This is a genomic window from Pseudomonas sp. KH_050 (genome assembly GCF_057838875.1).
Genome location: NZ_CM174478.1, coordinates 5,159,574 through 5,179,909, shown reverse-complemented (window position 1 = coordinate 5,179,909; position 20,336 = coordinate 5,159,574). Strand labels below are relative to the sequence as shown.

Here is a 20,336-nt window from a genome sequence, read left to right as displayed (position 1 = left end):
ATAGCCAGGCAGTCGTGGCATTGTGAGACTACTGTGGCTGAAAGGTTGTTCTCAGCTTGAGCAGGCGCCGGTTGATTTACCAGTTAAATCGACGATTAGTCGACTGTATCGAGGACGAACCAACTCTTTTCTCTTCTTGGTTTCGCACTATACGTACCGCAAGGCTATAAATAATGGGAACTTTTGCTGATCCGACAGGCTCAATAGAAGGTTGCCCGAAGGAAGGGGGCAGCGTCGAAATCGTGCAGGACCGGTATACCAGTCCTTGCAGCTGAATTCGACAACAAGATTATTCGCGCAGCCGGCTTTTTGTCCGAGCTGCGCTTTTCGTGCGTGCCAAATCAGAGCACGCAGGAAACTTGCTTGGAGGGGGAGAACTTTTGCGAAAAGCCCGAGTCTATGTTTGCAAGGTTGATCGATTGGGAATGCAAGCCTCCTGCGGGTTTAACGAGGAGTGTTCATGCTAACCCAGGAAGAGGATCAGCAGCTTGTAGAGCGCGTTCAGCGCGGCGACAAGCGAGCTTTCGATCTGTTAGTGCTGAAATATCAGCACAAAATTCTCGGGTTGATCGTGCGTTTCGTGCACGACACCCATGAAGCCCAGGATGTCGCACAGGAAGCCTTTATCAAGGCATACCGTGCACTTGGTAATTTTCGCGGCGACAGTGCGTTTTATACGTGGTTGTACCGCATCGCCATCAACACGGCGAAGAACTATCTGGTTTCACGCGGCCGCCGGCCGCCGGATAGTGATGTCAGTTCTGAAGATGCGGAGTTCTACGACGGCGATCATGGCCTCAAGGATCTCGAGTCACCAGAGCGTGCGTTGCTGCGGGATGAGATCGAAGGCACCGTCCATCGAACCATTCAGCAACTACCAGAAGATTTACGTACGGCCTTAACTTTACGTGAATTCGATGGTCTGAGTTACGAGGACATTGCGAGCGTCATGCAGTGTCCGGTGGGTACCGTGCGCTCCCGGATTTTCCGCGCTCGGGAAGCCATCGACAAAGCCCTGCAGCCGTTGTTGCAGGATTAACCGAGACAGCGGCGACAGCCAAGAGAGGAAACCGCCATGAGTCGTGAAGCCCTGCAGGAATCGCTGTCCGCAGTGATGGATAACGAAGCGGACGAACTTGAATTACGTCGGGTATTGAATGCCTTTGACGATGTTGAAACCCGTGATACCTGGGCTCGCTACCAAGTCGCTCGTGCGGTCATGCATAAAGATTTGTTGCTCCCTCGTCTGGATATCGCTGCGGCCGTTTCTGCCGCTCTGGCTGACGAAGCCGTACCTGCCAAGGCAACGCGTGGCCCATGGCGCAACCTCGGGCGTCTGGCGGTTGCCGCTTCGGTGACTATTGCGGTGCTGGCGGGTGTGCGTCTGTACAACCAGGATGAGATCGCCGGGGTCGAACTGGCTCAGCAATCGGCTCAACCAGGTCTGGCTGTTCCGCAAGTCAAGGGTCCCGCGGTGTTGGCAGGCTATAGTGAGAGTTCGGAAGCCACTGGTCCTATGGCCAACGGCGTACTTCAAGCTCAGCCAGGCAATCAGCGTTTGCCAGGTTACTTGCGCCAACATGCGCAACAAGCTGCACTCAAAGGCACTGAAAGCGCTCTGCCTTATGCCCGTGCGGCAAGCCTGGAAAATCGCTAATTAAGGAGGATCATGCGCGCCATACCTCTACTTGCGCTTCTGCTCGGTGGCTGGTTCATTGTTCCAGCCCATGCCGACGAAGCCCAGGACTGGCTGACACGTCTGGGCCAGGCCGAGCAACAGCAAAGCTTCCACGGTACTTTCGTCTACGAGCGTAACGGTAGTTTTTCTACCCATAACATCTGGCACCGTGTCCAGGATGGCAAGGTCCGCGAGCGTTTGCTTCAGCTCGACGGCTCGGCTCAGGAAGTCGTACGCATTGATGGGCATACTCAATGCGTCAGCGGCACTCTGATAGCAGGGCTTGGGAATGCCCCCGACTCCTCCGCTCGCACACTGGATCCTCAAAAGCTCAAGAATTGGTACGACCTTGCCGTTATCGGCAAGTCGCGCGTGGCCGGTCGGCCGGCGGTCATTGTCTCGCTGATGCCTCGTGATCAGCATCGATACGGGTTCGAACTGCACCTGGACCGTGAAACGGGTCTGCCATTGAAGTCATTGCTGTTGAGTGACAAAGGTCAGTTGCTTGAACGCTTCCAGTTTACCCAGCTCAATACAGCCGACGTGCCCAGCGACAATGAACTGCAGGCCAGTGCCGAGTGCAAGCCTGTACCCCTGGACAGTGACAAGGCTTCGGCGGTGAAGGCTGCCCAGGCTTGGCATTCCGACTGGCTACCGCCAGGGTTTGAACTGACCAGTAGCTCTGCGCACCGGGATTCGAACACCAAGACCCTGGTCAATAGTCTGATGTACGACGATGGCCTGGCGCGGTTCTCGGTGTTCCTCGAGCCTTTGAACGGCGAGGTGGCCACCGATACTCGAACCCAGCTGGGGCCGACTGCCGCGGTCTCGCGGCGCCTGACCACACCGCAAGGTGAGGTGATGGTGACCGTGGTCGGTGAAATTCCGATTGGCACTGCTGAACGGATTGCGCTTTCGATGCGCAACAATGCCACTGCATCCAAGCAGTGAGCTGTTGAATTAATGCTCATCAGAACGCTTGTTGGTTGCGTTGGAGGTCGTCAATGCCGACTCCACAATTGAGCTCTCGATTGAGCTCTCGATTGAGTTCGCGAAATGTTTGGTGAGCATTTCAATTTGCAAAACTCCCGGAATTTTTTTATAGGTCAGAGTCCCTCGGCTCTGGCCTTGTTTGTTGTTCCCGGAACAAAAGTACCGGTGTATATTTCCTCGGTGTTCTTGCTCCATATCGCTTAACCATGCTCGTCGTAACGGGAGCCGTATGTCGATTCCACGCTTGAAGTCATATTTATCCATTGTCGCCACCGTATTGTTGCTCGGTCAGACGCTCACCGCCCAGGCGGCTGAGCTGCCGGATTTCACGCAACTGGTCGAACAAGCCTCGCCCGCAGTAGTGAATATCAGCACCACGCAAAAACTGCCTGATCGCAAGGTCTCAGGTTCTCAAATGCCTGATCTGGAAGGCCTGCCGCCGATGCTGCGGGAGTTTTTCGAGCGCGGTATGCCTCAGCAGCCTCGTTCACCGCGTGGCGATCGTCAGCGCGAAGCCCAGTCCCTGGGTTCGGGTTTCATTATCTCGACTGACGGCTACATCCTGACCAACAACCATGTGATCGCCGATGCCGATGAAATCATCGTGCGTCTCGCCGATCGCAGTGAGTTGAAAGCCAAGCTGATCGGCACTGACCCACGTTCCGACGTGGCGCTGCTGAAGATTGAAGGCAAGGACCTGCCGGTTCTGAAACTGGGCAAATCCCAGGACCTGAAAGCCGGGCAGTGGGTAGTGGCAATCGGCTCGCCGTTTGGTTTCGACCATACCGTGACCCAAGGCATTATCAGCGCCATCGGCCGTAGCCTGCCGAATGAAAACTATGTGCCGTTCATCCAGACCGACGTACCGATCAATCCGGGCAACTCCGGCGGTCCGCTGTTCAACCTGGCCGGTGAAGTGGTTGGTATCAACTCGCAGATCTACACCCGTTCCGGCGGCTTCATGGGCGTGTCGTTCGCCATCCCGATCGATGTGGCGATGGACGTCTCCAATCAGTTGAAGAGCGGCGGCAAAGTCAGCCGCGGCTGGCTGGGTGTGGTGATCCAGGAAGTGAGCAAGGACCTCGCCGAGTCCTTCGGTCTGGAGAAGCCGGCCGGTGCGCTGGTGGCGCAGATCCAGGATGACGGTCCGGCAGCCAAGGGCGGTCTGCAGGTCGGTGACGTGATCCTGAGCATGAATGATCAACCGATCGTCATGTCTGCTGATCTGCCACACCTGGTGGGTGCACTCAAGGCCGGCTCCAAGGCTAATCTCGAAGTCATCCGTGAGGGTAAACGTAAAAACGTCGAGCTGACCGTCGGCGCTATTCCAGAAGAAGGCAAGGAACTGGACGCCCTGCCTAAATCCGGCGTCGAGCGCAGCAGTAACCGTCTGGGTGTTGCGGTGGTTGAACTGACCGAAGAACAGAAGAAGGCCAACGACCTCAAGGGTGGCGTCATCATCAAGGAAGTCCAGGACGGTCCTGCTGCCTTGATCGGCCTGCAGCCGGGCGATGTGATCACTCACCTGAACAATCAGGCGATCACTTCGACCAAGAACTTCACCGAGATCGCCAAGGCGCTGCCGAAGAATCGTTCGGTATCGATGCGCGTTCTGCGTCAGGGTCGTGCCAGCTTCATCACCTTCAAACTGGCGGAATAACCGGGTAACCGTTTATTTGCGACATTAAAAAGCCCGTCTCGAAAGAGGCGGGCTTTTTTGTAGCCAAAAAATCGCAGTCTGTGGCAGCTCCTATACCGACCGAGTAAAGCCTTGATATCGCGGAAAAACGGCCACCACTCAACCCATCATGTCTTTGACCATTTGCTCCTGCTCCAACAACTCCCGCTGCCGCGCATCGATTCTTGAAGACAGCGGGAAGTTGGTGCCGGCCCGGCGCTTGGCGAAATCGAGTTGCTGGAGGGCCTGACGATAGTCGCCGACCAACGCGAAATATTCGGCCCGGGCCTGATGCAGGCCGATGATATTGCCAGACAGCCCACGGGTTTCCGCCACCATGTACCAGACATCTGGATCATCCGGGCGAGTCTTGAGCAGCTTATCGAGCGCTTTCTCGGCATCGGCGGGGCGGTTCTGCTTGAGCAGCAAGTCGACGCGCACATCGTTCAGCGGGTAGTTGCCTGGGTATTGCGTCAGCATCCGATCCACCCGTGACTGGGCGTCCGGCAGGCGATTGTTGGTGATATCCAGATCGACCTGCGCCAGGTTATAGGTGATGTCATTCGGTGACTTGGCCAGCAGCTGCTTGAGGTTCTCTCGAGCCTCATTCAACTGTCCGCCCTTGATCTGGGCGATCGCCAGGCCGTAGCGCGCCACATCGTTCTTTGGATTTTCATCGAGCTGGGCGCGAAAGCGTTTGGCACCCAGGCCGGGGGTTTCTTCATAGACCAGCTGGACCCGAGCACGAATCAGCTGATAGCGCAGGCTGTCTTCGGTGCCGCCCGGCCTGGCTTGTTCGGCGCGGTTGCGGGTGTCTGCGATCCGCGATTCGGTGACCGGGTGAGTCAGCAGGAACTCCGGTGGCTTGGCGTCGAAGCGGTACTGGCGCATCAGCCGTTCGAACATGGTCGGCATGGAACGTGGGTCGTAACCGGCTTTTTCCAGGTTGAGAATGCCGATTCGGTCGGCTTCCTGCTCGTTCTGGCGCGAGAAACGTCGTTGTTCCTGAATCGCTGCGGCCTGGGTACCGGCGATCGCGGCGATGCCTGCATCACCGGCACCGGCGGCGGCGATTACGATCCCGGCCAGCAGCGCGGCCATCATCGGCACCTGCATGCGTTGCTGGGCTTCTACGCCGCGAGCAAAGTGGCGCTGCGACAAGTGAGCCAATTCGTGCGCCAGTACCGAGGCGTATTCGCCTTCGGTCTGGGCGCTGAGGAACAACCCCCCGTTGACCCCGACAATTCCGCCCGGCGCCGCAAAGGCGTTGAGTTGCGGGCTGTTGATCAGAATGAATTCCAGGCGCCGATCGTTGAGCTGGCTGGTCTCTACCAGCTTGTAGACGCTGGTTTCGACGTAATCCTTGAGTTGCGGGTCGTTGAGCTGAGACACCTGGCTGCGTAACAGCGCCAGCCAGGCACGGCCCAATTGGTGTTCCTGCTGCGGCGAGACGATGGCAGAACTGGCGTCACCGAGTGACGGCAAGTCGTCGGCGAAGCCCGGTGAGGCGAGCAGGCAAGCGAGCGTCAGCAGGGTAGGGCGCAAAAAAGTCATGCACAAAGCCTTAGTCGACAAAGAGCTTACTGTAGCCGGACACTTGGCCCGGGACCAGATATTCTAGACGGCTTGAACGCCCGTCAGGAGTGAAGCAATGACCGAAACTGTAGAGTACGACGCCGAACTGGACGCCAGTGGTTTGAACTGCCCGCTGCCATTGCTCAAGGCCAAGCTGGAACTCAATCGCCTGCCCAGCGGTGCAGTGCTCAAGGTAATCGCCACGGACGCCGGTTCTCAGCGCGATTTTCGCACCTTTGCCCGTTTGGCCGGTCATACGTTGCTTCGCGAAGAAGATGACGCCGGTGTCTATCGATACTGGTTGCGCAAAGCCTGAGTTCGGCCTCGCCGATTTATAAGGATTATTGATGTTCAAGGTGTTACGCGACTGGATTCAGCGCTATTTCTCCGATGAAGAGGCGGTGGTGCTGGCCGTTCTCCTGTTCCTGGCCTTTACCGCGGTGCTGACCCTGGGCGGGATGCTGGCGCCGGTCCTGGCGGGGATGGTCCTGGCCTATCTGATGCAAGGGCTGGTGGTCATCCTTGAGCGTCTGCGTTTGCCCGGTGGGGCAGCGGTTGGACTGGTGTTCGCCTTGTTCATGGGCGTTTTGATGGTGTTCATCGTGGTGGTGGTGCCATTGCTATGGCATCAGTTGATCACCTTGTTCAACGAATTGCCGGGCATGCTCGCCAAGTGGCAATCCTTGCTGTTGCTGCTGCCGGAGCGTTATCCGCATCTGGTGTCCGATGAGCAGGTGTTGCAGGCCATCGAAGTGGCGCGCGGCGAAATCGGCAAATTTGGCCAATGGGCGCTGACGTTCTCGCTGTCCAGCCTGCCGTTGCTGGTCAACATCATGATCTACCTGGTGCTGGTACCGATCCTGGTGTTTTTCTTCCTCAAGGATCGGGAAATGATCGGGCAATGGGTCCGGGGTTATCTGCCTCGCGAACGCGCATTGATTACCCGGGTTGCGCAGGAAATGAACCGCCAGATCGCCAACTATATTCGCGGCAAGGTGATCGAGATCTTCATTTGCGGTGGGGTGACCTACATTGCCTTTGTCGCCCTGGGCCTGAATTACGCGGCATTGCTCGCGTTGTTGGTCGGGGTTTCGGTGGTGGTGCCGTACGTCGGGGCGGTGGTGGTGACTGTGCCGGTACTACTGATTGCGCTGTTCCAGTGGGGCTGGAGCGATCAGTTCATCTATCTGATGGCAGTCTACGGAATCATCCAGACGCTGGATGGCAACGTGCTGGTGCCGCTGCTGTTCTCCGAAGCGGTCAACCTGCATCCGGTGGCGATCATCTGCGCGGTGCTGTTATTTGGCGGGTTGTGGGGCTTCTGGGGGATATTCTTCGCGATTCCGCTGGCGACCCTGTTCAAGGCAGTACTGGATGCCTGGCCGCGCAAGGAGCCGATCGTGGCGCCGTTGTTGTAGATGTCGATGCCAGACAGAAAATCGGTGGTGCCGTTTAAAAGATCGCAGCCTCGCTTCGCTCGGCAGCTCCTACGCAGGCTGCGATCCTTTTGGGGCGTCGCTTATTCGGATCAGGCTTTGTTAAGGGCCTGAGCCGCAGCCAGCACCGCATCCACATGACCCGGTACTTTCACGCCGCGCCATTCCTGACGCAGGATGCCATCCTTGTCGATCAGGAAGGTGCTGCGGTCGACGCCCATGTACTCCTTGCCGTAGAGCTTCTTGAGCTTGATCACATCGAACAGCTGGCAGATGGCTTCATCCTTGTCGCTGATCAGCTCGAAGGGAAACTCCTGCTTGCACTTGAAGTTCTCGTGGGACTTCAGGCTGTCACGCGATAGGCCGAAGACTTCGGTGTTGGCCGCCTTGAACCCGGCGTACTGATCGCGAAAGCCCTGGCCTTCGGTGGTGCAGCCAGGGGTGCTGTCCTTCGGATAGAAGTAGATCACCACTTGCTTGCCCTTGAGCCCGGCGAGGCTGACAGATTGCCCACTGGTGGCGGGCGCTTCGAAGTCGGCGACAGGTTGGTCGATGGCAACGGCCATGAAAGCTTCCTTAGATTGGGTTCTGTGGGCGCCACGGTTCGATCAGCGCGTCGAGGTTCAGCGCGTCGGCGAAATCCAGGAACTGGTCGCGCAGCCAACTGATCTGCACGCCGGCCGGCAAGGTCACGGTGAAGGTCGCATTGAGCATGGTGCCGCCGGTCTGCGGCGCCTGGTAGGTGTCGCAGGTCAGGTTTTCCAGCTCGACGTTATGGTCGATGAAGAACTGGCACAGCTCGTTGACGATGTCCGAGCGATAGGCCGAGCTGACATATGCCACATAAGGCAGCGCCTCAGGGCGATTTTCCAGCGCAGCGCTACGCACCACGTTGACCGTGAAGGCATGTTTCTTGGCCAGAGAGGGCAAGCCTGCTTCGAGGCGCGCCAGCGCGTCCCAGGTGCCGGAAATCTGCAGGACCAGCGCGCTGCATTCGCCGTGGCGAGTCAGGCGGGAGGTCACAACGGCACAGCGATTTTCATGGCTGGCGCGGCACAGGACGTTAGTCAGCTCCATGGGGTTGGCGCCGAGGGCACTGATGACAAGGAATTGTTCGCGGACTGTGGGGGTGGACATGCAGCATTCCTAAAACGATGAGCGGTCGATACTTTTAGGGGCCCGAGCGCACAGGGCAAGCGTCCGGATACGAAATCAAAAACCCTGAATCCAGAGGTTGCGACGAGCTCCAGTAAGGCGAGAGCGAAGGGCGGCAACGCAGGATCGGGGCTTCGGAGGCCGAAAAGGGAGGCTCAAACCTGGCGTACAAGCTTATGAGTACCGATCAAAGTCTGAAGGGTAGCGAAAACCATCGCTCAGGGGAATGGCGCGAGCGCAGTACTTCGCTTGTACAAGCATCTTGGCGCCAGTACCATTACCGCTCTCTTTTTCCGGCAGGAGCGGTTGCATGATTGCGGGCAGTATGGTGGCACTGGTCACACCCATGGATGCACAGGGTCGTCTCGATTGGGACAGCCTGAGCAAACTGGTGGACTTCCACCTGCAAGAGGGCACCAACGCCATCGTGGCGGTCGGCACCACAGGTGAGTCGGCCACCCTCGATGTGAACGAACACATCGAAGTGATTCGTCGCGTGGTAGCTCAAGTTGCAGGGCGTATTCCGGTGATCGCCGGTACCGGCGCCAATTCGACGCGTGAAGCGATCGAACTGACCAACAACGCGAAAAACGCCGGCGCCGACGCGTGCCTGCTGGTAACGCCTTACTACAACAAGCCGACCCAGGAAGGCTTGTATCAGCACTTCCGTGCGATCGCCGAAGCGGTGGACATTCCACAGATCCTCTACAACGTGCCCGGCCGTACGGCGTGTGACATGCTGGCCGAGACCGTGATCCGTCTGTCGACCGTGCCGAATATCATCGGTATCAAGGAAGCCACCGGTGACCTGCAACGCGCCAAGGACATCCTGGCCGGCGTCAGCAGCGACTTCCTGGTGTACTCCGGTGACGACGCAACGGCAGTCGAGTTGATGCTGCTCGGCGGCAAAGGCAATATCTCGGTTACCGCCAACGTTGCTCCGCGAGCCATGAGCGACCTGTGCGCCGCCGCGATGCGTGGCGACGCCGTGACGGCCCGGGCGATCCACGAAAAGCTGATGCCACTCAATAAAACCCTGTTTATCGAATCCAACCCGATCCCCGTGAAATGGGCCCTGCATGAAATGGGCTTGATGCCGGACGGTATCCGTCTGCCGCTCACCTGGCTCAGTGCTGCCTGTCACGAACCGCTGCGACAGGCCATGCGCCAGTCCGGCGTATTGGTTTAATTGAGGAAGTACTACGCATGAAGCGAATGGCCGGACTTTCCGCACTTGCCTTGATTATCTCCAGCACCAGTGGCTGTGGGTGGCTTTGGGGCCCGGAAGGTTACTTCCGCGACCGTGGCAGCGATTACCTGGAGGCGCAACAGACTGCACCGATGCAATTGCCACCGGATGTCAGCACTTCCAAGCGCCTCGACCCGCTGTTGCCGATCCCGCGTAACGTGGCTGACGACAGCGTCAAGGGCGAATACGAAGTGCCGCGTCCGCAGCCGTTGACGGCCAGCGCCGATGCCAGCGCCTACAGCCTGCAGAAAACCGGCGAATCGCGCTGGATCACGGCGCAGCGTCCGCCCGCGGAAGTCTGGCCAGTGGCCGTGCAGTTCTTCCAGGACAACGGTTTCCGCCTTGACGAACAACGCCCGCAGACCGGCGAGTTCACCACCACCTGGCAGCGCTCTGACGAGCTCTCCGCGTCGATGGCCAAACGCCTGGGCAGCACCACAACGGCGCCCGACAACGAATTCCGGGTACGGGTCCGTATCGAGCCGGGTGTGCAGCGCAACACCAGTGAAGTCTATGTGGTCAGTGCCGAGCGTGCTGCCGGCAGTACCGCCAATACTGAGTTCACTAACCGCTCGGTCAACACCGGGCTGGACGCGGTGCTGGTCGATGAAATGCTCGCGAGCATGAGCCGTATCTCCGAGAAGGGCGGTTCGGTCTCCCTGTTGGCTGCGCGTGATTTCGATACGCCTAACCGTGTCAGCCTCACCGAGGACGGCAGCGGCAACGTGGTGCTTAACCTCGGTGAGGACCTCGACCGTGCCTGGTCGAGTGTCGGTCGCGCGCTGGAGCAGGGCGAATGGCGGGTTGAAGACATCAACCGCAGCCTGGGCCTGTACTACATCAACCTCGCTGAAAAAGCCGAGACCAAGGACAACGAGCCAGGTTTCTTCGGCAAGCTGTTTGGCAGCAAGCCGGCGAAAGAAGAAGTTGAAGCCCGCGCCGAGCGTTATCAGGTTCGCCTGAGCAAGGTGGGCGACACCGTGCAAGTCACCGTCGAGAAAAACATCAACACCGTTGCGCCGCCAGAAGTGGCTCGCAAAGTGTTGAGCGTGATTCAGGACAACCTGGGCTGATCACATGCGTTTTGCCGTTCTCGGCAGTGGTAGCCAAGGGAATGGCACGCTGATAGCCAGTAATGACACGTACATTCTGGTGGATTGTGGTTTCTCCCTGCGCGAAACCGAGCGGCGCCTGCTGCGCCTGGGTGTAAGCCCGACGCAGCTGAGCGCGATTCTGGTGACCCACGAACATGCCGACCACGTGCATGGCGTGGGTTTGCTGTCTCGGCGTTACAATCTACCGGTCTACCTCAGTCGCGGTACCTTGCGCGGGATGCGCAAACCCGTTGAACCGGCGGGCTTCGTGGCAGGTGGTGAGCAACTTCAGGTCGGTGCCTTGAGCATCGACGTGATCTCTGTATCCCACGATGCGCAGGAACCGACGCAGTACGTCTTCAGTGACGGCGAGCGGCGTTTTGGCCTGTTGACCGATCTGGGTTCGTATTGCAGCAAGGTGCTGGAAGGCTATCGGGATCTCGATGCGTTGATGATCGAGTCCAACCATTGCCGCGACAGGCTGGCCCGCGGTCACTACCCGTACTTTCTCAAGCAGCGGGTGGGCGGTGAGCTGGGACATTTGAATAACCATCAGGCGGCATTCCTGGTGGCGGAGTTGGGCTGGAAAGACCTGCAACACCTGGTCCTGGCCCATCTGAGCAGCAAGAACAACCTGCCGCAGCTGGCCCGGCAATGTTTTGTCGACACCCTTGGGTGCGACCCGGACTGGCTGCAACTGGCCGATCAAGATTCAGGGCTCGACTGGCGACATATCGCCTAGCCCACCTACTTAGCAAGCGGAGCCCATCATGGAAAAACGTGAAGAACTCTACCGCGGCAAAGCCAAATCGGTTTACAAGACCGATGACGCTGACCGCTTGATCCTGCTGTTTCGCAACGACACTTCGGCGTTCGACGGCAAGCGCATCGAGCAGCTCGACCGCAAAGGCATGGTGAACAACAAGTTCAACGCCTTCATCATGCAGAAACTCGAAGAAGCCGGCGTGCCGACCCAATTCGACAAGCTGCTGGGTGACAACGAGTGCCTGGTGAAGAAACTCGACATGATCCCGGTCGAGTGCGTCGTGCGTAACTACGCCGCCGGCAGCCTGGTCAAGCGCCTGGGCGTCGAAGAAGGCCTCAAGCTCGAGCCTTACACCTTCGAACTGTTCCTCAAGGACGACGCCAAGGGCGACCCGTTCATCAACGAATCCCACGTCGTGGCGTTCGGTTGGGGCACGGCCGAGCAACTGGTGCGCATGAAAGAACTGTCGCTCAAGGTCAACGAAGTCCTTAGCAAACTGTTCGACGACGCCGGTCTGCTGCTGGTCGACTTCAAACTCGAATTCGGCGTATTCCACGGTGAAATCGTCCTGGGTGACGAATTCAGCCCGGACGGCTGCCGCCTGTGGGACAAGGAAACCCGCAAGAAAATGGACAAAGACCGCTTCCGCCAGGGCCTCGGTGACGTTATCGAAGCCTACGAAGAAGTCGCCAAACGTCTGGGCGTACCGCTTTAACCGACGCAAGCGACTGATAGCACGGAAAAATTTTGCTCAGGGGGCTTCGCTTCCGGCAAAGGTGCTGTTATGATGCGCGCCGTTGGAGAGATGCCAGAGTGGCCGAATGGGACGGATTCGAAATCCGTTGTACCTTCACCGGTACCTAGGGTTCGAATCCCTATCTCTCCGCCATATTTAAAAGCCCCGAGCGCTTAATAGCCCTCGGGGCTTTTTTTCGTCTGGTGTCCCGTCCTGAACAAGGGCGCCGGCGGTTGAGGACGGTATTTCCTCATCGCCTTTGGTAATCCGCAAGCTGCTCCCATAAGGGGGCAGCTTCGTTTCATTGGGCAAAGGCCTTGCCCCTCCCTAAACTGTGAACAGTCTTGGGGACTGAGGGCACTCGATGAATCGTAATGAACTGCGCAAGGCCGACATCAATCTGATGGTTGTGTTCGAAACGCTGATGCTCGAACGCAATGTGACGCGGGTTGCGGAGAAGCTGTTTCTCGGGCAACCCACCATCAGTTCGGCGCTCAATCGCTTGCGCACGATGTTCAACGATCCGTTGTTTATCCGGGTCGGGCATCGCATGGAGCCGACGGCGAGGGCCGAGGAGATCATTCGGCATCTCTCGCCGGCGCTGGACTCGCTTTCGGTCGCCTTGAGCCTGACCCATGATTTCGAGCCCGCCAGCAGCCGCATGACCTTTCGCATCGGCCTGTCAGATGATGTGGAGTTCGGTTTGCTGCCGCCGTTGTTGCGGACGCTGCGCCAGGAGGCGCCGCAGGTGGTGTTTGTCGTTCAGCACGTCGACTACTGGCGGATTCCGGACTTGCTGGCGTCCGGCGACATTACTGTCGGCATCAGTCAGACCCGCGGCCTGCCAGCCAACGCCAAACGTAAGTTACTCAGGCAAATTCAGCCCAGCGTGTTGCGTGCGGATAAGTCTGACACCCCGCTGACCCTCGATGAATACTGCTCACGGCCGCATGTGCTGGTGTCCCACACCGCCAATGTCAGTGGTTTCGCTGATGAGTGGCTGGCGGAAATCGGCCGTAAGCGCCATGTGGTGCTTTCGGTGCCGCAATACAGTTCGTTGCCGGCATTGCTCGCCGACACCGACATGATCGCCAGCCTGCCGGATTACACCGCCGCGGCCATGGCGGCTTCCGGTCAGTTGTTCAAAGAGCCATTCCCGTTCAAGACACCGACCCTGGATCTTTCGATGGTCTGGCTGAGCCACGTCGACAGCGACCCGGCGGAACGCTGGCTGCGTTCGCGGCTGGAAGCATTCATGAGTGAGCGCGGGGCGGGCAATCTCAAACCGCTCTGAAAGCAGAGCCAAGGGCGGCAGCCGCAAGGCGTCCCTGTGCTATATCTACCACCTTACCTTCACGCGATCAGGAGCACTGTCATGCCTCACCTGCATATGGAATACACCCCCAATCTGCCGGAACTGGATGCCGACAAGGCATTGTTGCGACTCAACCTTGCGTTGGTGGCTTCAGGGCTGTTTGCGGCGGAGTTCGATATCAAGAGCCGGGCAGTGCAGGTGGGGGCATTTCGGGTCGGCACTGGATTGGCTGAGCGGGCTTTCGTGCATGTGAAGCTGGCGCTGCTGAGCGGGCGTTCGGCCGAGATCAAGCGACAATTGTCGCAAAGCCTGTTGGAGGTACTGCAGGACCTGTGTGAATGGCCGGCCAATGTCGAAGTGCAGTTGTGCGCGGAGATTCTGGATATTGACCGGGAGTCTTACACCAAGACCGCTATCGGGTTCTGACAAATCGGTTACCAGTCAGAGCGGGCGGTTTGTCAGGTCAATCGAGTCATCATTCTTAGCGGGCAAATCGGTCCCACGGAGACAGTGCCATACCTGTGGGAGAGGGCTTGCCCGCGATACAGGCGGTTTCAGGGCTCTCGCCGGTTTTCCCGCAGGCAGTGGCTTTTTCAATCAGAACGGCTTGGTCGGCAGGTACTTGCCATCCAGAGTGATCACCGCACGGGAACCGCCGTCCGGATCTTCGACTTTCTTGATGTCCAGTTTGAAGTTGATGGCGCTGATGATGCCGTCGCCGAACTGCTCGTGGACCAGGGCCTTGAGCGTCGAACCGTAGACCTGCAGCATTTCATAAAAACGGTAGACGGTCGGATCGGTCGGGATCCCGCCCTGGATGCTGCCGCGCAATGGCACGCTTTGCAGCAGGCGGCTGGCGTCCTGGTCCAGGCCGAGTTTGTCGCAGACTACATTGGCGGCTTCAGCCGGCAGAGGGTGTTGACCGAGCAGAGCGGCGGTGACGAAGGCCAGGCTCAGGCCGGTGCCGTCGGTCAGGTCCTGCCACGAAAGGTTCTTGCGGGCCTTGGCGTCGATGATGATGTCGGCCAGGGCCAGGCGTGGGGCTTGAGTGAATTGTGATTGCAGCATGGTGATTTCCTCTTTGGTTAAGTACGAAAAGTCGCTACCGCAATGGGGTCAGGCGGCGTGTGGCAATTTGCATAGCCAATTGCTTGAACAGTTCGCTGCGCTCCGGAAAAGCCTCACGCTGGAACTTGAGAAAGCCGTCGATGATGTCTTGCATGGTGATTCTCCTTGCGTCGCTGATGGGGCAAGGATGAAATTTTTCGGCTATAGCGTCCAAGACCGGCTTATTATTGTTGCCATAAGCCCTTCCTATAGTTGAGCGGCCATGCTGTTACGTCATATTCGCTACCTGCTGGCGGTTGCCGAGCATCGCAACTTCACCAGAGCTGCCGAAGCGCTGCATGTGTCGCAGCCGACGCTGTCGCAGCAGATCAAACAGCTGGAGGACTCCCTCGGCGCGACGTTATTCGACCGTTCGGGACGTTGCGTGCGCCTGACCGACGCCGGTGAGGCCTATGTGCGTTATGCCCGGCAAGCCCTGCAGGATCTGCAGGCAGCCAAACGGGCGATGCATGACGTGCAGGATCTGAGTCGTGGTTCGTTGCGCCTGGCAATGACCCCGACCTTCACCACCTATCTGATCGGCCCGTTGCTGACCCGCTTCAATAGCCTTTACCCGGCAATCACCCTGAGCGTCGAGGAAATGACTCAGGACCGAATCGAAGCGGCGCTGGCTGAAGACCGCCTGGATATCGGCATCGGTTTTTGCGGTGAACATCTGGCCGATATCGAATCTCAGGCGCTGTTCGCCGAAACCCTGAGCCTGGTGGTGAGTGATACCCATCCGGGGTTTGTCGGGCAGCAGTCATTGAGTGCTCACGAACTGGGCGAGCAGGCGCTGGTCTTGCTCAGCAGCGACTTCGCCACCCGCCAGCACATCGACCGCTACTGTCGCGAGCAAAACATCGCGCCACGTATCGTTATGGAAGCCAACTCCATCAGCGCGATCATCGAGACCGTACGCCGCAGCCAACTGGCGACGATCCTCCCGCAAGCCGTTGCCCGCGAGCAGACGGGCTTGCAGGCGCTGGAGCTCGAACCGGCACTGCTGCAACGCACCGTGGCATTGCTCAGTCGCAAGGGCGCTTACCGAAGTACCGCGTGTGGGGCGTTTGTCGAGTTGGTCGAGCAGCGGGGGAATGTTTAGTCAATCTGCAACCAAGGTTCTTCAAATCCGGATTTAACGGCTTATCCGCCCGTGTGACGCTGCTCGGCATCTGTTTACTGCGGTTTTCGTATGGGCGCCTGGCTGATCGGAATCAAACTCAAGGCTTCTCCTGGCGCCAGCGCCTCGGGCCTTTGTCATCGATTCACGCCTGCCACCGCACCGAGCCTGTCTGCACTCCCTTCTGAACTGGCCTTCTGGGCGCTCTGGCACTGTCGCCATGCGCGCCCACCGGATGCCTGTATTTCCCGTTAAGTCTTCATACGGATGCCACTTCGCCCTACGCGGCACAGTGGATTCAACCGGCGGCGCCTGCGCGCTTGCCTGACGCGGAAATACGAGAGTTCCCATGAATTTTGCCACGACCCCCTTTGCCTCCCTACAAGAAGCCCAGACCTTTCTTGCGAACAATCCGGATATCGAGATGTTCGAGCTGTTCATCCTCGACAACAACGGCGTGCCACGGGGCAAGTTGCTGCATCGCGATGAACTGTTGGCCGTGTATGAAAGCGGCCGGCCGCTGCCGAGCACCATCCTCGGGTTGACCATCAATGGCGACGACGTGGAAAACTCCGGGCTGGTCTGGGAAGTCGGCGATATCGACTGCAGGGCCTATCCGCTCAGTGGCAGTTTGCAGCGCATGCCGTGGCGGCTGATTCCTACCGCGGCGGTGCAGGTCAGCATGCACCCGCAAGAGGGGATGCCGGCGACAGTCGCTGATCCGCGGCATCTGCTGGCCCAGGTGATCGATGGCCTCAAGGCTGATGGTTTTTATCCGGTCATGGCGGCGGAGCTGGAGTTCTATCTGCTCGACCGTGAGCGCGACAGCAACGGTCGGCCGCAACCGGCGCGGGATGTCGACGGCGGTCGGCCGCGGACTACGCAGGTCTATGGCTTGCGTGAGCTGGAGCAGATCGAGCCGTTTCTCGCTGATCTCTACAACGCCTGCAAGCTCCAGGGCATTGCGGCGCGCACGGCGATTTCCGAGTACGCACCGGGGCAGGTGGAGATCACCCTTGAGCATCGCAACGATGCCTTGCAGGCGATGGATGAGGCGGTGCGCTACAAACGCCTGGTCAAAGGCGTGGCGCACAAGCACGGCATGACTGCCTGTTTCATGGCCAAACCCTTCGATGACCTGGCCGGTACCGGCATGCACATGCATGTCAGCCTGGCGGACAAGGACGGCAATAACCTCTTCGCCAGCGAAGCGCCCGACGGCACTCCGCTGCTCAGGCAGGCGGTCGGCGGCATGCTCAGCAGCTTGCTCGACTCTTTGCTGCTGTTCTGCCCCAACGCCAACTCTTACCGGCGTTTCCAGACCAACAGTTACGCGCCGCTGGCCGCGACCTGGGGCGTCGACAACCGTACGGTCAGCCTTCGGGTACCCGGCGGCCCGGCGTTTTCCCGGCATATCGAACACCGTATCTGCGGCGCCGATGCCAATCCGTATCTGGCGGCAGCAGCGATTCTGGCGGGTATTCATCGGGGCATTCGCGAACAGCGCGATCCCGGCGCGCCGGTTGAAGGCAATGGTTACGCTCAGGCCACCGAGCTGCTGCCGACGGACTGGCTGACCACCTTGCGTGCCCTGGAAGGCTCGTCCTGGGCTCGGGACGCCTTCGGAACCGAGTTTCTTGGGGTGTACCTGGCGGTGAAGCGGGCCGAGTACCGGCAATTCATGGGCGAAGTGGGCGAACAGGACTGGCGCTGGTATTTACATCAAGCCTAAAAGCAGCTTCAAGCTTCAAGCTTCAAGCTCACAACTTGAAGCTTAACGCTTGCCGCTGATAAAACTATTCGTTCGCTTATTTTTCACGAAAAATTGATGGTTGGCTGCTTAAAGTTTGTGCTGTCGTGGGAAGTGAAGTTTTTGTTACTTCCTGGCGGCACTACTTTCAAGGATAAAGCAGACCGTCATGTGGACTATTAAAGCCGTGCGCCCCGAGTGGGTGACGTTGGTTGCCAGTGCCTTTTTATTAATCGGCTTCAACTTTGTGCTCTGGCAACACCTGTTCGCCATTACCTCGTTCGACGGGCAAGGCATTGCCATGCGCGTGGCATTCGGGGTAATGATCTGGTGCGCGTTCAATATTGTCCTGACCCTGCTGGCCTTTCCTTACGTTCTCAAGCCGGTGCTGATCCTGTTGTTTTTAATCAGCGCTGGCGTGGCTTATTTCATGGCGCAGTATGGTGTTTTGATTGATAAGGGGATGTTACGTAACTTCGCCGAAACCAATGCCACCGAAGTGCGTGACTTACTTTCGGTCAAGTGGCTGGCCTACCTTTTTTTTCTGGGTGTGTTGCCGTCGTGGTTGTTATGGAAGACCCCAGTAAACTATCGTCGCTGGCACCGCGAAGCATTAAGTAAGATTTTGCTCGGTGTTGTATCGGCGGGTGTGCTCGGTATTGTCGCTCTGGCCAACTACCAGGGTTTGTCTTCGTTGTTTCGTAATCACCATGAGTTGCGCTTGATGATAGTGCCGAGTAATTACATTGGCGCGTCCGTCGGCTATTTGCGTGAGCAGGTGGTGTCCTCCCGGCAGCCATTCGTCAAGATTGGAGAAGATGCGCAGAAGAACCCGAGCTGGCAGGTCCATGCCCGCAAGTCGCTGACGGTGCTGGTGGTGGGCGAAAGTGCCCGTGGGTCGAATTTCGGCGTTCTGGGTTATAACCGCGATACCACGCCGAAACTGAATAAAGAGGCCGGCCTGATTGCCTTTACCGATGTGCACTCCTGCGGCACGGAAACCGCGGTATCGGTGCCGTGCATGTTCTCCAACCTGGGCCGCAAGGACTACAACGCCAGCACGGCGAAGAACGAAGAAGGTCTGCTCGATGTGCTCAAGCATGCCGGGCTGGATGTGATCTGGCGCGACAACCAGTCCGGCTGCAAAGGCACCTGCGACCGGGTCACGCTTCAGGATGTGAGCAATCTCAAGGATCCGGGGTTGTGTGCCAATAGCGAATGCCACGATGAAATCCTGTTGCAAGGGTTGCAGCACTTCATCGATCACCTCGATAAAGACACCGTGCTGGTGCTGCATCAGATGGGTAGTCATGGTCCGGAATACTTCAAGCGTTATCCCAAGGAGTACGAGCGTTTCACTCCGGTCTGTGAAAGCAACGCGCTGAACAGTTGCAGCCGCGAAAGCATCATCAACGGTTACGACAACACGCTGGTGTATACCGATCACGTGTTGGCGACGCTGATCGACTTGCTGCGCAGCAATCAGGACAAGGTCGATACCGCGATGCTCTACCTGTCGGATCACGGTGAATCGCTCGGTGAGTTCAACCTGTTCCTGCACGGCACGCCTTACATGCTGGCGCCGGAGCAGCAGAAGCATGTGGCGATGCTCGCCTGGTTCTCGGACAGTTACCAGAAGAGCTTTTCGGTGGACACCCATTGCCTGCAACTGAGCCGCGAAAAGCCGCTGAGCCAGGACAATCTGTTCCATTCAATGCTCGGCCTGCTGGAAGTCAACAGCAGCGTTTACAACCCCAGCCTGGATATGTTTGCCGGTTGCCGCGGCACTGTTCTCGATGGGGTGTTGGCCACTCAGTGAGATCGTCAGCGTCGTTCGACCTTTTTTTCACGCGTCAGTGGTTAGTCTGCCGCCAGGTGATCCCTTTACAAGAGTCCGTGCGTCATGTCCTCGCAACCCCCGTCTACCATCGAGCTTGAGTTCGCCAGGCGTTACGACCAGGAGCACGCCAGGGTGTGTCTGGGAGCGCGCCCCGTCAACCTGGCCAGGCGTCTCTCGCTTTGGCGCGCTGAGCAGTTGGTGCGTCAGGCGCTCAAGGTGGCGGGCGAGCCCGGGCTGATACTCGATCTGGCCTGCGGTGCAGGGCGTTTCTGGCCGGTGCTGGCGGAGCACGCAAACCGGGTCATCCTGGCGGCGGACAACTCTCAGGATATGCTCGACCACGCCCAGACCCATCATTCGCCTGGCCTGCTCGATCGGGTGAAAACCTTTCAGAGCTCGGCGTTCACCATTGGCCTGCCGGACAATGCCGTGGACTGCATTTTTTGCATGCAGTTGTTTCAGCACATCGTCAGCAGCGAGCACCGATTGCTCTTGCTGCGTGAACTTCATCGCGTCAGCCGCGACACGGTGATTGTTTCGGTGCAAGTCGCCGGCAGCTTCAAGGTTCGTCGCCGGAGGGCCAAAGACGCTGCATCGGCGGAGGCTGCAAAACGCCCGTTGGCCAGTAAAGCCCAGGTCGTAGGCGAGTTCAGACAAGCGGGGTTCGAGATTCTCCATTCTCAAGACTTCATGCCCGGTTGCGGCCTGTCACGGGTCTACGCGCTGCGTAAAGGCCGTTAGTGGCCTGTGTGGCTGGTTCTGTTAGCCGTACAGGCCACTAGTCTGTTCTGTCGGGCTATTCTGATAGTCCGCCAGGAGTTTTCCTTCATGCTCCACTGCA

At 58.5% G+C, this 20,336-nt stretch carries 20 protein-coding genes, 1 tRNA gene and 1 pseudogene; 17 read left to right on the top strand and 5 right to left on the bottom strand.

Features of this window, described 5'->3' with window-relative positions; genetic code table 11:
- Positions 1 to 460 precede the first annotated feature (460 nt).
- From rpoE to AC3IUA_RS23750, 4 genes are all read left to right on the top strand, one after another.
- Positions 461 to 1,039: an RNA polymerase sigma factor RpoE/AlgU gene (gene rpoE / locus AC3IUA_RS23765; RefSeq protein WP_150642086.1), complete on the top strand. Its 579-nt coding sequence runs from the start codon at positions 461 to 463 to the stop codon at positions 1,037 to 1,039.
- 36 nt (positions 1,040 to 1,075) lie between these two features.
- Positions 1,076 to 1,657 (top strand): sigma-E factor negative regulatory protein, encoded by a 582-nt coding sequence (locus AC3IUA_RS23760; RefSeq protein ID WP_489357310.1) that lies wholly within the window; start codon positions 1,076 to 1,078, stop codon positions 1,655 to 1,657.
- A 12-nt stretch (positions 1,658 to 1,669) separates the two neighbouring features.
- The gene (locus AC3IUA_RS23755) at positions 1,670 to 2,629 is read left to right on the top strand and encodes a MucB/RseB C-terminal domain-containing protein (protein WP_489357309.1); all 960 of its coding nucleotides are present in this window, start codon (positions 1,670 to 1,672) and stop codon (positions 2,627 to 2,629) included.
- A 271-nt stretch (positions 2,630 to 2,900) separates the two neighbouring features.
- Complete coding sequence (locus AC3IUA_RS23750) at positions 2,901 to 4,331, top strand: DegQ family serine endoprotease (protein ID WP_489357308.1); 1,431 nt, start codon at positions 2,901 to 2,903, stop codon at positions 4,329 to 4,331.
- A 138-nt stretch (positions 4,332 to 4,469) separates the two neighbouring features.
- On the opposite strand, the gene AC3IUA_RS23745 is transcribed toward AC3IUA_RS23750, so the two are convergent.
- Complete coding sequence (locus AC3IUA_RS23745) at positions 4,470 to 5,903, bottom strand: M48 family metalloprotease (protein ID WP_489357307.1); 1,434 nt, start codon at positions 5,901 to 5,903, stop codon at positions 4,470 to 4,472.
- A gap of 97 nt (positions 5,904 to 6,000) precedes the next feature.
- Between AC3IUA_RS23745 and AC3IUA_RS23740 the strand changes: the two genes are divergently transcribed.
- Together AC3IUA_RS23740 and AC3IUA_RS23735 are read left to right on the top strand one after the other, a co-directional pair.
- The gene (locus tag AC3IUA_RS23740; RefSeq protein WP_489357306.1) at positions 6,001 to 6,240 is read left to right on the top strand and encodes a sulfurtransferase TusA family protein; all 240 of its coding nucleotides are present in this window, start codon (positions 6,001 to 6,003) and stop codon (positions 6,238 to 6,240) included.
- A 31-nt stretch (positions 6,241 to 6,271) separates the two neighbouring features.
- Positions 6,272 to 7,342: an AI-2E family transporter gene (locus AC3IUA_RS23735; RefSeq protein ID WP_489357305.1), complete on the top strand. Its 1,071-nt coding sequence runs from the start codon at positions 6,272 to 6,274 to the stop codon at positions 7,340 to 7,342.
- A 110-nt stretch (positions 7,343 to 7,452) separates the two neighbouring features.
- Here the strand turns inward: AC3IUA_RS23735 and AC3IUA_RS23730 are convergent, their stop codons facing one another.
- Both AC3IUA_RS23730 and AC3IUA_RS23725 read right to left on the bottom strand, forming a co-directional pair.
- A complete protein-coding gene (locus tag AC3IUA_RS23730; protein ID WP_489357304.1) occupies positions 7,453 to 7,926 on the bottom strand; it encodes a peroxiredoxin in 474 nt (157 codons plus the stop codon).
- A gap of 10 nt (positions 7,927 to 7,936) precedes the next feature.
- Entirely contained in the window at positions 7,937 to 8,497 is a 561-nt protein-coding gene (locus AC3IUA_RS23725) for a glycine cleavage system transcriptional repressor (protein ID WP_489357303.1), read from the bottom strand.
- A gap of 328 nt (positions 8,498 to 8,825) precedes the next feature.
- Here AC3IUA_RS23725 and dapA point away from each other — a divergent pair, with 328 nt between their 5' ends.
- The 7 genes from dapA (at position 8,826) to AC3IUA_RS23690 (ending at position 14,101) form a co-directional block, all read left to right on the top strand.
- Positions 8,826 to 9,704 carry a 4-hydroxy-tetrahydrodipicolinate synthase gene (dapA, locus tag AC3IUA_RS23720; protein ID WP_489357302.1) on the top strand — a complete coding sequence of 293 codons (879 nt, stop codon included), beginning with the start codon at positions 8,826 to 8,828 and terminating at the stop codon, positions 9,702 to 9,704.
- Positions 9,705 to 9,721: 17 nt separating this feature from the next.
- Positions 9,722 to 10,837 (top strand): NlpB/DapX family lipoprotein, encoded by a 1,116-nt coding sequence (bamC, locus tag AC3IUA_RS23715; RefSeq protein ID WP_489357301.1) that lies wholly within the window; start codon positions 9,722 to 9,724, stop codon positions 10,835 to 10,837.
- Between the two features lie 4 nt (positions 10,838 to 10,841).
- Entirely contained in the window at positions 10,842 to 11,600 is a 759-nt protein-coding gene (locus AC3IUA_RS23710) for an MBL fold metallo-hydrolase (protein ID WP_489357300.1), read from the top strand.
- Positions 11,601 to 11,628: 28 nt separating this feature from the next.
- Complete coding sequence (gene purC, locus AC3IUA_RS23705; protein ID WP_489357299.1) at positions 11,629 to 12,339, top strand: phosphoribosylaminoimidazolesuccinocarboxamide synthase; 711 nt, start codon at positions 11,629 to 11,631, stop codon at positions 12,337 to 12,339.
- An 84-nt stretch (positions 12,340 to 12,423) separates the two neighbouring features.
- A tRNA-Ser gene (locus AC3IUA_RS23700) sits at positions 12,424 to 12,513 on the top strand.
- A 211-nt stretch (positions 12,514 to 12,724) separates the two neighbouring features.
- The gene (locus AC3IUA_RS23695; protein ID WP_489357298.1) at positions 12,725 to 13,654 is read left to right on the top strand and encodes a LysR family transcriptional regulator; all 930 of its coding nucleotides are present in this window, start codon (positions 12,725 to 12,727) and stop codon (positions 13,652 to 13,654) included.
- 81 nt (positions 13,655 to 13,735) lie between these two features.
- Positions 13,736 to 14,101 (top strand): 5-carboxymethyl-2-hydroxymuconate Delta-isomerase, encoded by a 366-nt coding sequence (locus tag AC3IUA_RS23690; protein ID WP_489357297.1) that lies wholly within the window; start codon positions 13,736 to 13,738, stop codon positions 14,099 to 14,101.
- Positions 14,102 to 14,272: 171 nt separating this feature from the next.
- Here the strand turns inward: AC3IUA_RS23690 and cynS are convergent, their stop codons facing one another.
- On the bottom strand, positions 14,273 to 14,743 hold the full coding sequence (cynS, locus tag AC3IUA_RS23685) for a cyanase (protein WP_489357296.1): 471 nt from the start codon (positions 14,741 to 14,743) through the stop codon (positions 14,273 to 14,275).
- A 73-nt stretch (positions 14,744 to 14,816) separates the two neighbouring features.
- A pseudogene (locus AC3IUA_RS23680) lies at positions 14,817 to 14,897 on the bottom strand (carbonic anhydrase); the annotation flags it as partial.
- 108 nt (positions 14,898 to 15,005) lie between these two features.
- On the opposite strand from AC3IUA_RS23680, the gene cynR reads away from it, so the two are divergent.
- The 4 genes from cynR to AC3IUA_RS23660 all read left to right on the top strand — a co-directional run bounded on the left by cynR (position 15,006) and on the right by AC3IUA_RS23660 (position 20,236).
- Positions 15,006 to 15,887 (top strand): transcriptional regulator CynR, encoded by an 882-nt coding sequence (gene cynR / locus AC3IUA_RS23675; protein WP_489357295.1) that lies wholly within the window; start codon positions 15,006 to 15,008, stop codon positions 15,885 to 15,887.
- A gap of 367 nt (positions 15,888 to 16,254) precedes the next feature.
- Complete coding sequence (locus AC3IUA_RS23670) at positions 16,255 to 17,637, top strand: glutamine synthetase family protein (protein ID WP_489357294.1); 1,383 nt, start codon at positions 16,255 to 16,257, stop codon at positions 17,635 to 17,637.
- 187 nt (positions 17,638 to 17,824) lie between these two features.
- Positions 17,825 to 19,474: a phosphoethanolamine transferase gene (locus tag AC3IUA_RS23665; RefSeq protein WP_489357293.1), complete on the top strand. Its 1,650-nt coding sequence runs from the start codon at positions 17,825 to 17,827 to the stop codon at positions 19,472 to 19,474.
- 84 nt (positions 19,475 to 19,558) lie between these two features.
- Positions 19,559 to 20,236, top strand: coding sequence for a class I SAM-dependent methyltransferase (locus AC3IUA_RS23660; protein ID WP_489357292.1), 678 nt, complete (start codon positions 19,559 to 19,561; stop codon positions 20,234 to 20,236).
- The last annotated feature ends 100 nt before the right edge of the window (positions 20,237 to 20,336 follow it).

Coding starts and splice junctions, on each gene's coding strand:
- AC3IUA_RS23710 (WP_489357300.1), top strand. CDS start 10,842: ATGCGTTTTGCCGTTCTCGGCAGTGGTAGCCAAGGGAATGGCACGCTG.
- AC3IUA_RS23725 (WP_489357303.1), bottom strand. CDS start 8,497: ATGTCCACCCCCACAGTCCGCGAACAATTCCTTGTCATCAGTGCCCTC.
- AC3IUA_RS23760 (WP_489357310.1), top strand. CDS start 1,076: ATGAGTCGTGAAGCCCTGCAGGAATCGCTGTCCGCAGTGATGGATAAC.
- cynS (WP_489357296.1), bottom strand. CDS start 14,743: ATGCTGCAATCACAATTCACTCAAGCCCCACGCCTGGCCCTGGCCGAC.
- rpoE (WP_150642086.1), top strand. CDS start 461: ATGCTAACCCAGGAAGAGGATCAGCAGCTTGTAGAGCGCGTTCAGCGC.
- AC3IUA_RS23690 (WP_489357297.1), top strand. CDS start 13,736: ATGCCTCACCTGCATATGGAATACACCCCCAATCTGCCGGAACTGGAT.
- AC3IUA_RS23755 (WP_489357309.1), top strand. CDS start 1,670: ATGCGCGCCATACCTCTACTTGCGCTTCTGCTCGGTGGCTGGTTCATT.
- AC3IUA_RS23750 (WP_489357308.1), top strand. CDS start 2,901: ATGTCGATTCCACGCTTGAAGTCATATTTATCCATTGTCGCCACCGTA.
- purC (WP_489357299.1), top strand. CDS start 11,629: ATGGAAAAACGTGAAGAACTCTACCGCGGCAAAGCCAAATCGGTTTAC.
- AC3IUA_RS23745 (WP_489357307.1), bottom strand. CDS start 5,903: ATGACTTTTTTGCGCCCTACCCTGCTGACGCTCGCTTGCCTGCTCGCC.
- AC3IUA_RS23670 (WP_489357294.1), top strand. CDS start 16,255: ATGAATTTTGCCACGACCCCCTTTGCCTCCCTACAAGAAGCCCAGACC.
- AC3IUA_RS23660 (WP_489357292.1), top strand. CDS start 19,559: ATGTCCTCGCAACCCCCGTCTACCATCGAGCTTGAGTTCGCCAGGCGT.
- cynR (WP_489357295.1), top strand. CDS start 15,006: ATGCTGTTACGTCATATTCGCTACCTGCTGGCGGTTGCCGAGCATCGC.
- AC3IUA_RS23740 (WP_489357306.1), top strand. CDS start 6,001: ATGACCGAAACTGTAGAGTACGACGCCGAACTGGACGCCAGTGGTTTG.
- dapA (WP_489357302.1), top strand. CDS start 8,826: ATGATTGCGGGCAGTATGGTGGCACTGGTCACACCCATGGATGCACAG.
- bamC (WP_489357301.1), top strand. CDS start 9,722: ATGAAGCGAATGGCCGGACTTTCCGCACTTGCCTTGATTATCTCCAGC.
- AC3IUA_RS23695 (WP_489357298.1), top strand. CDS start 12,725: ATGAATCGTAATGAACTGCGCAAGGCCGACATCAATCTGATGGTTGTG.
- AC3IUA_RS23665 (WP_489357293.1), top strand. CDS start 17,825: ATGTGGACTATTAAAGCCGTGCGCCCCGAGTGGGTGACGTTGGTTGCC.
- AC3IUA_RS23730 (WP_489357304.1), bottom strand. CDS start 7,926: ATGGCCGTTGCCATCGACCAACCTGTCGCCGACTTCGAAGCGCCCGCC.
- AC3IUA_RS23735 (WP_489357305.1), top strand. CDS start 6,272: ATGTTCAAGGTGTTACGCGACTGGATTCAGCGCTATTTCTCCGATGAA.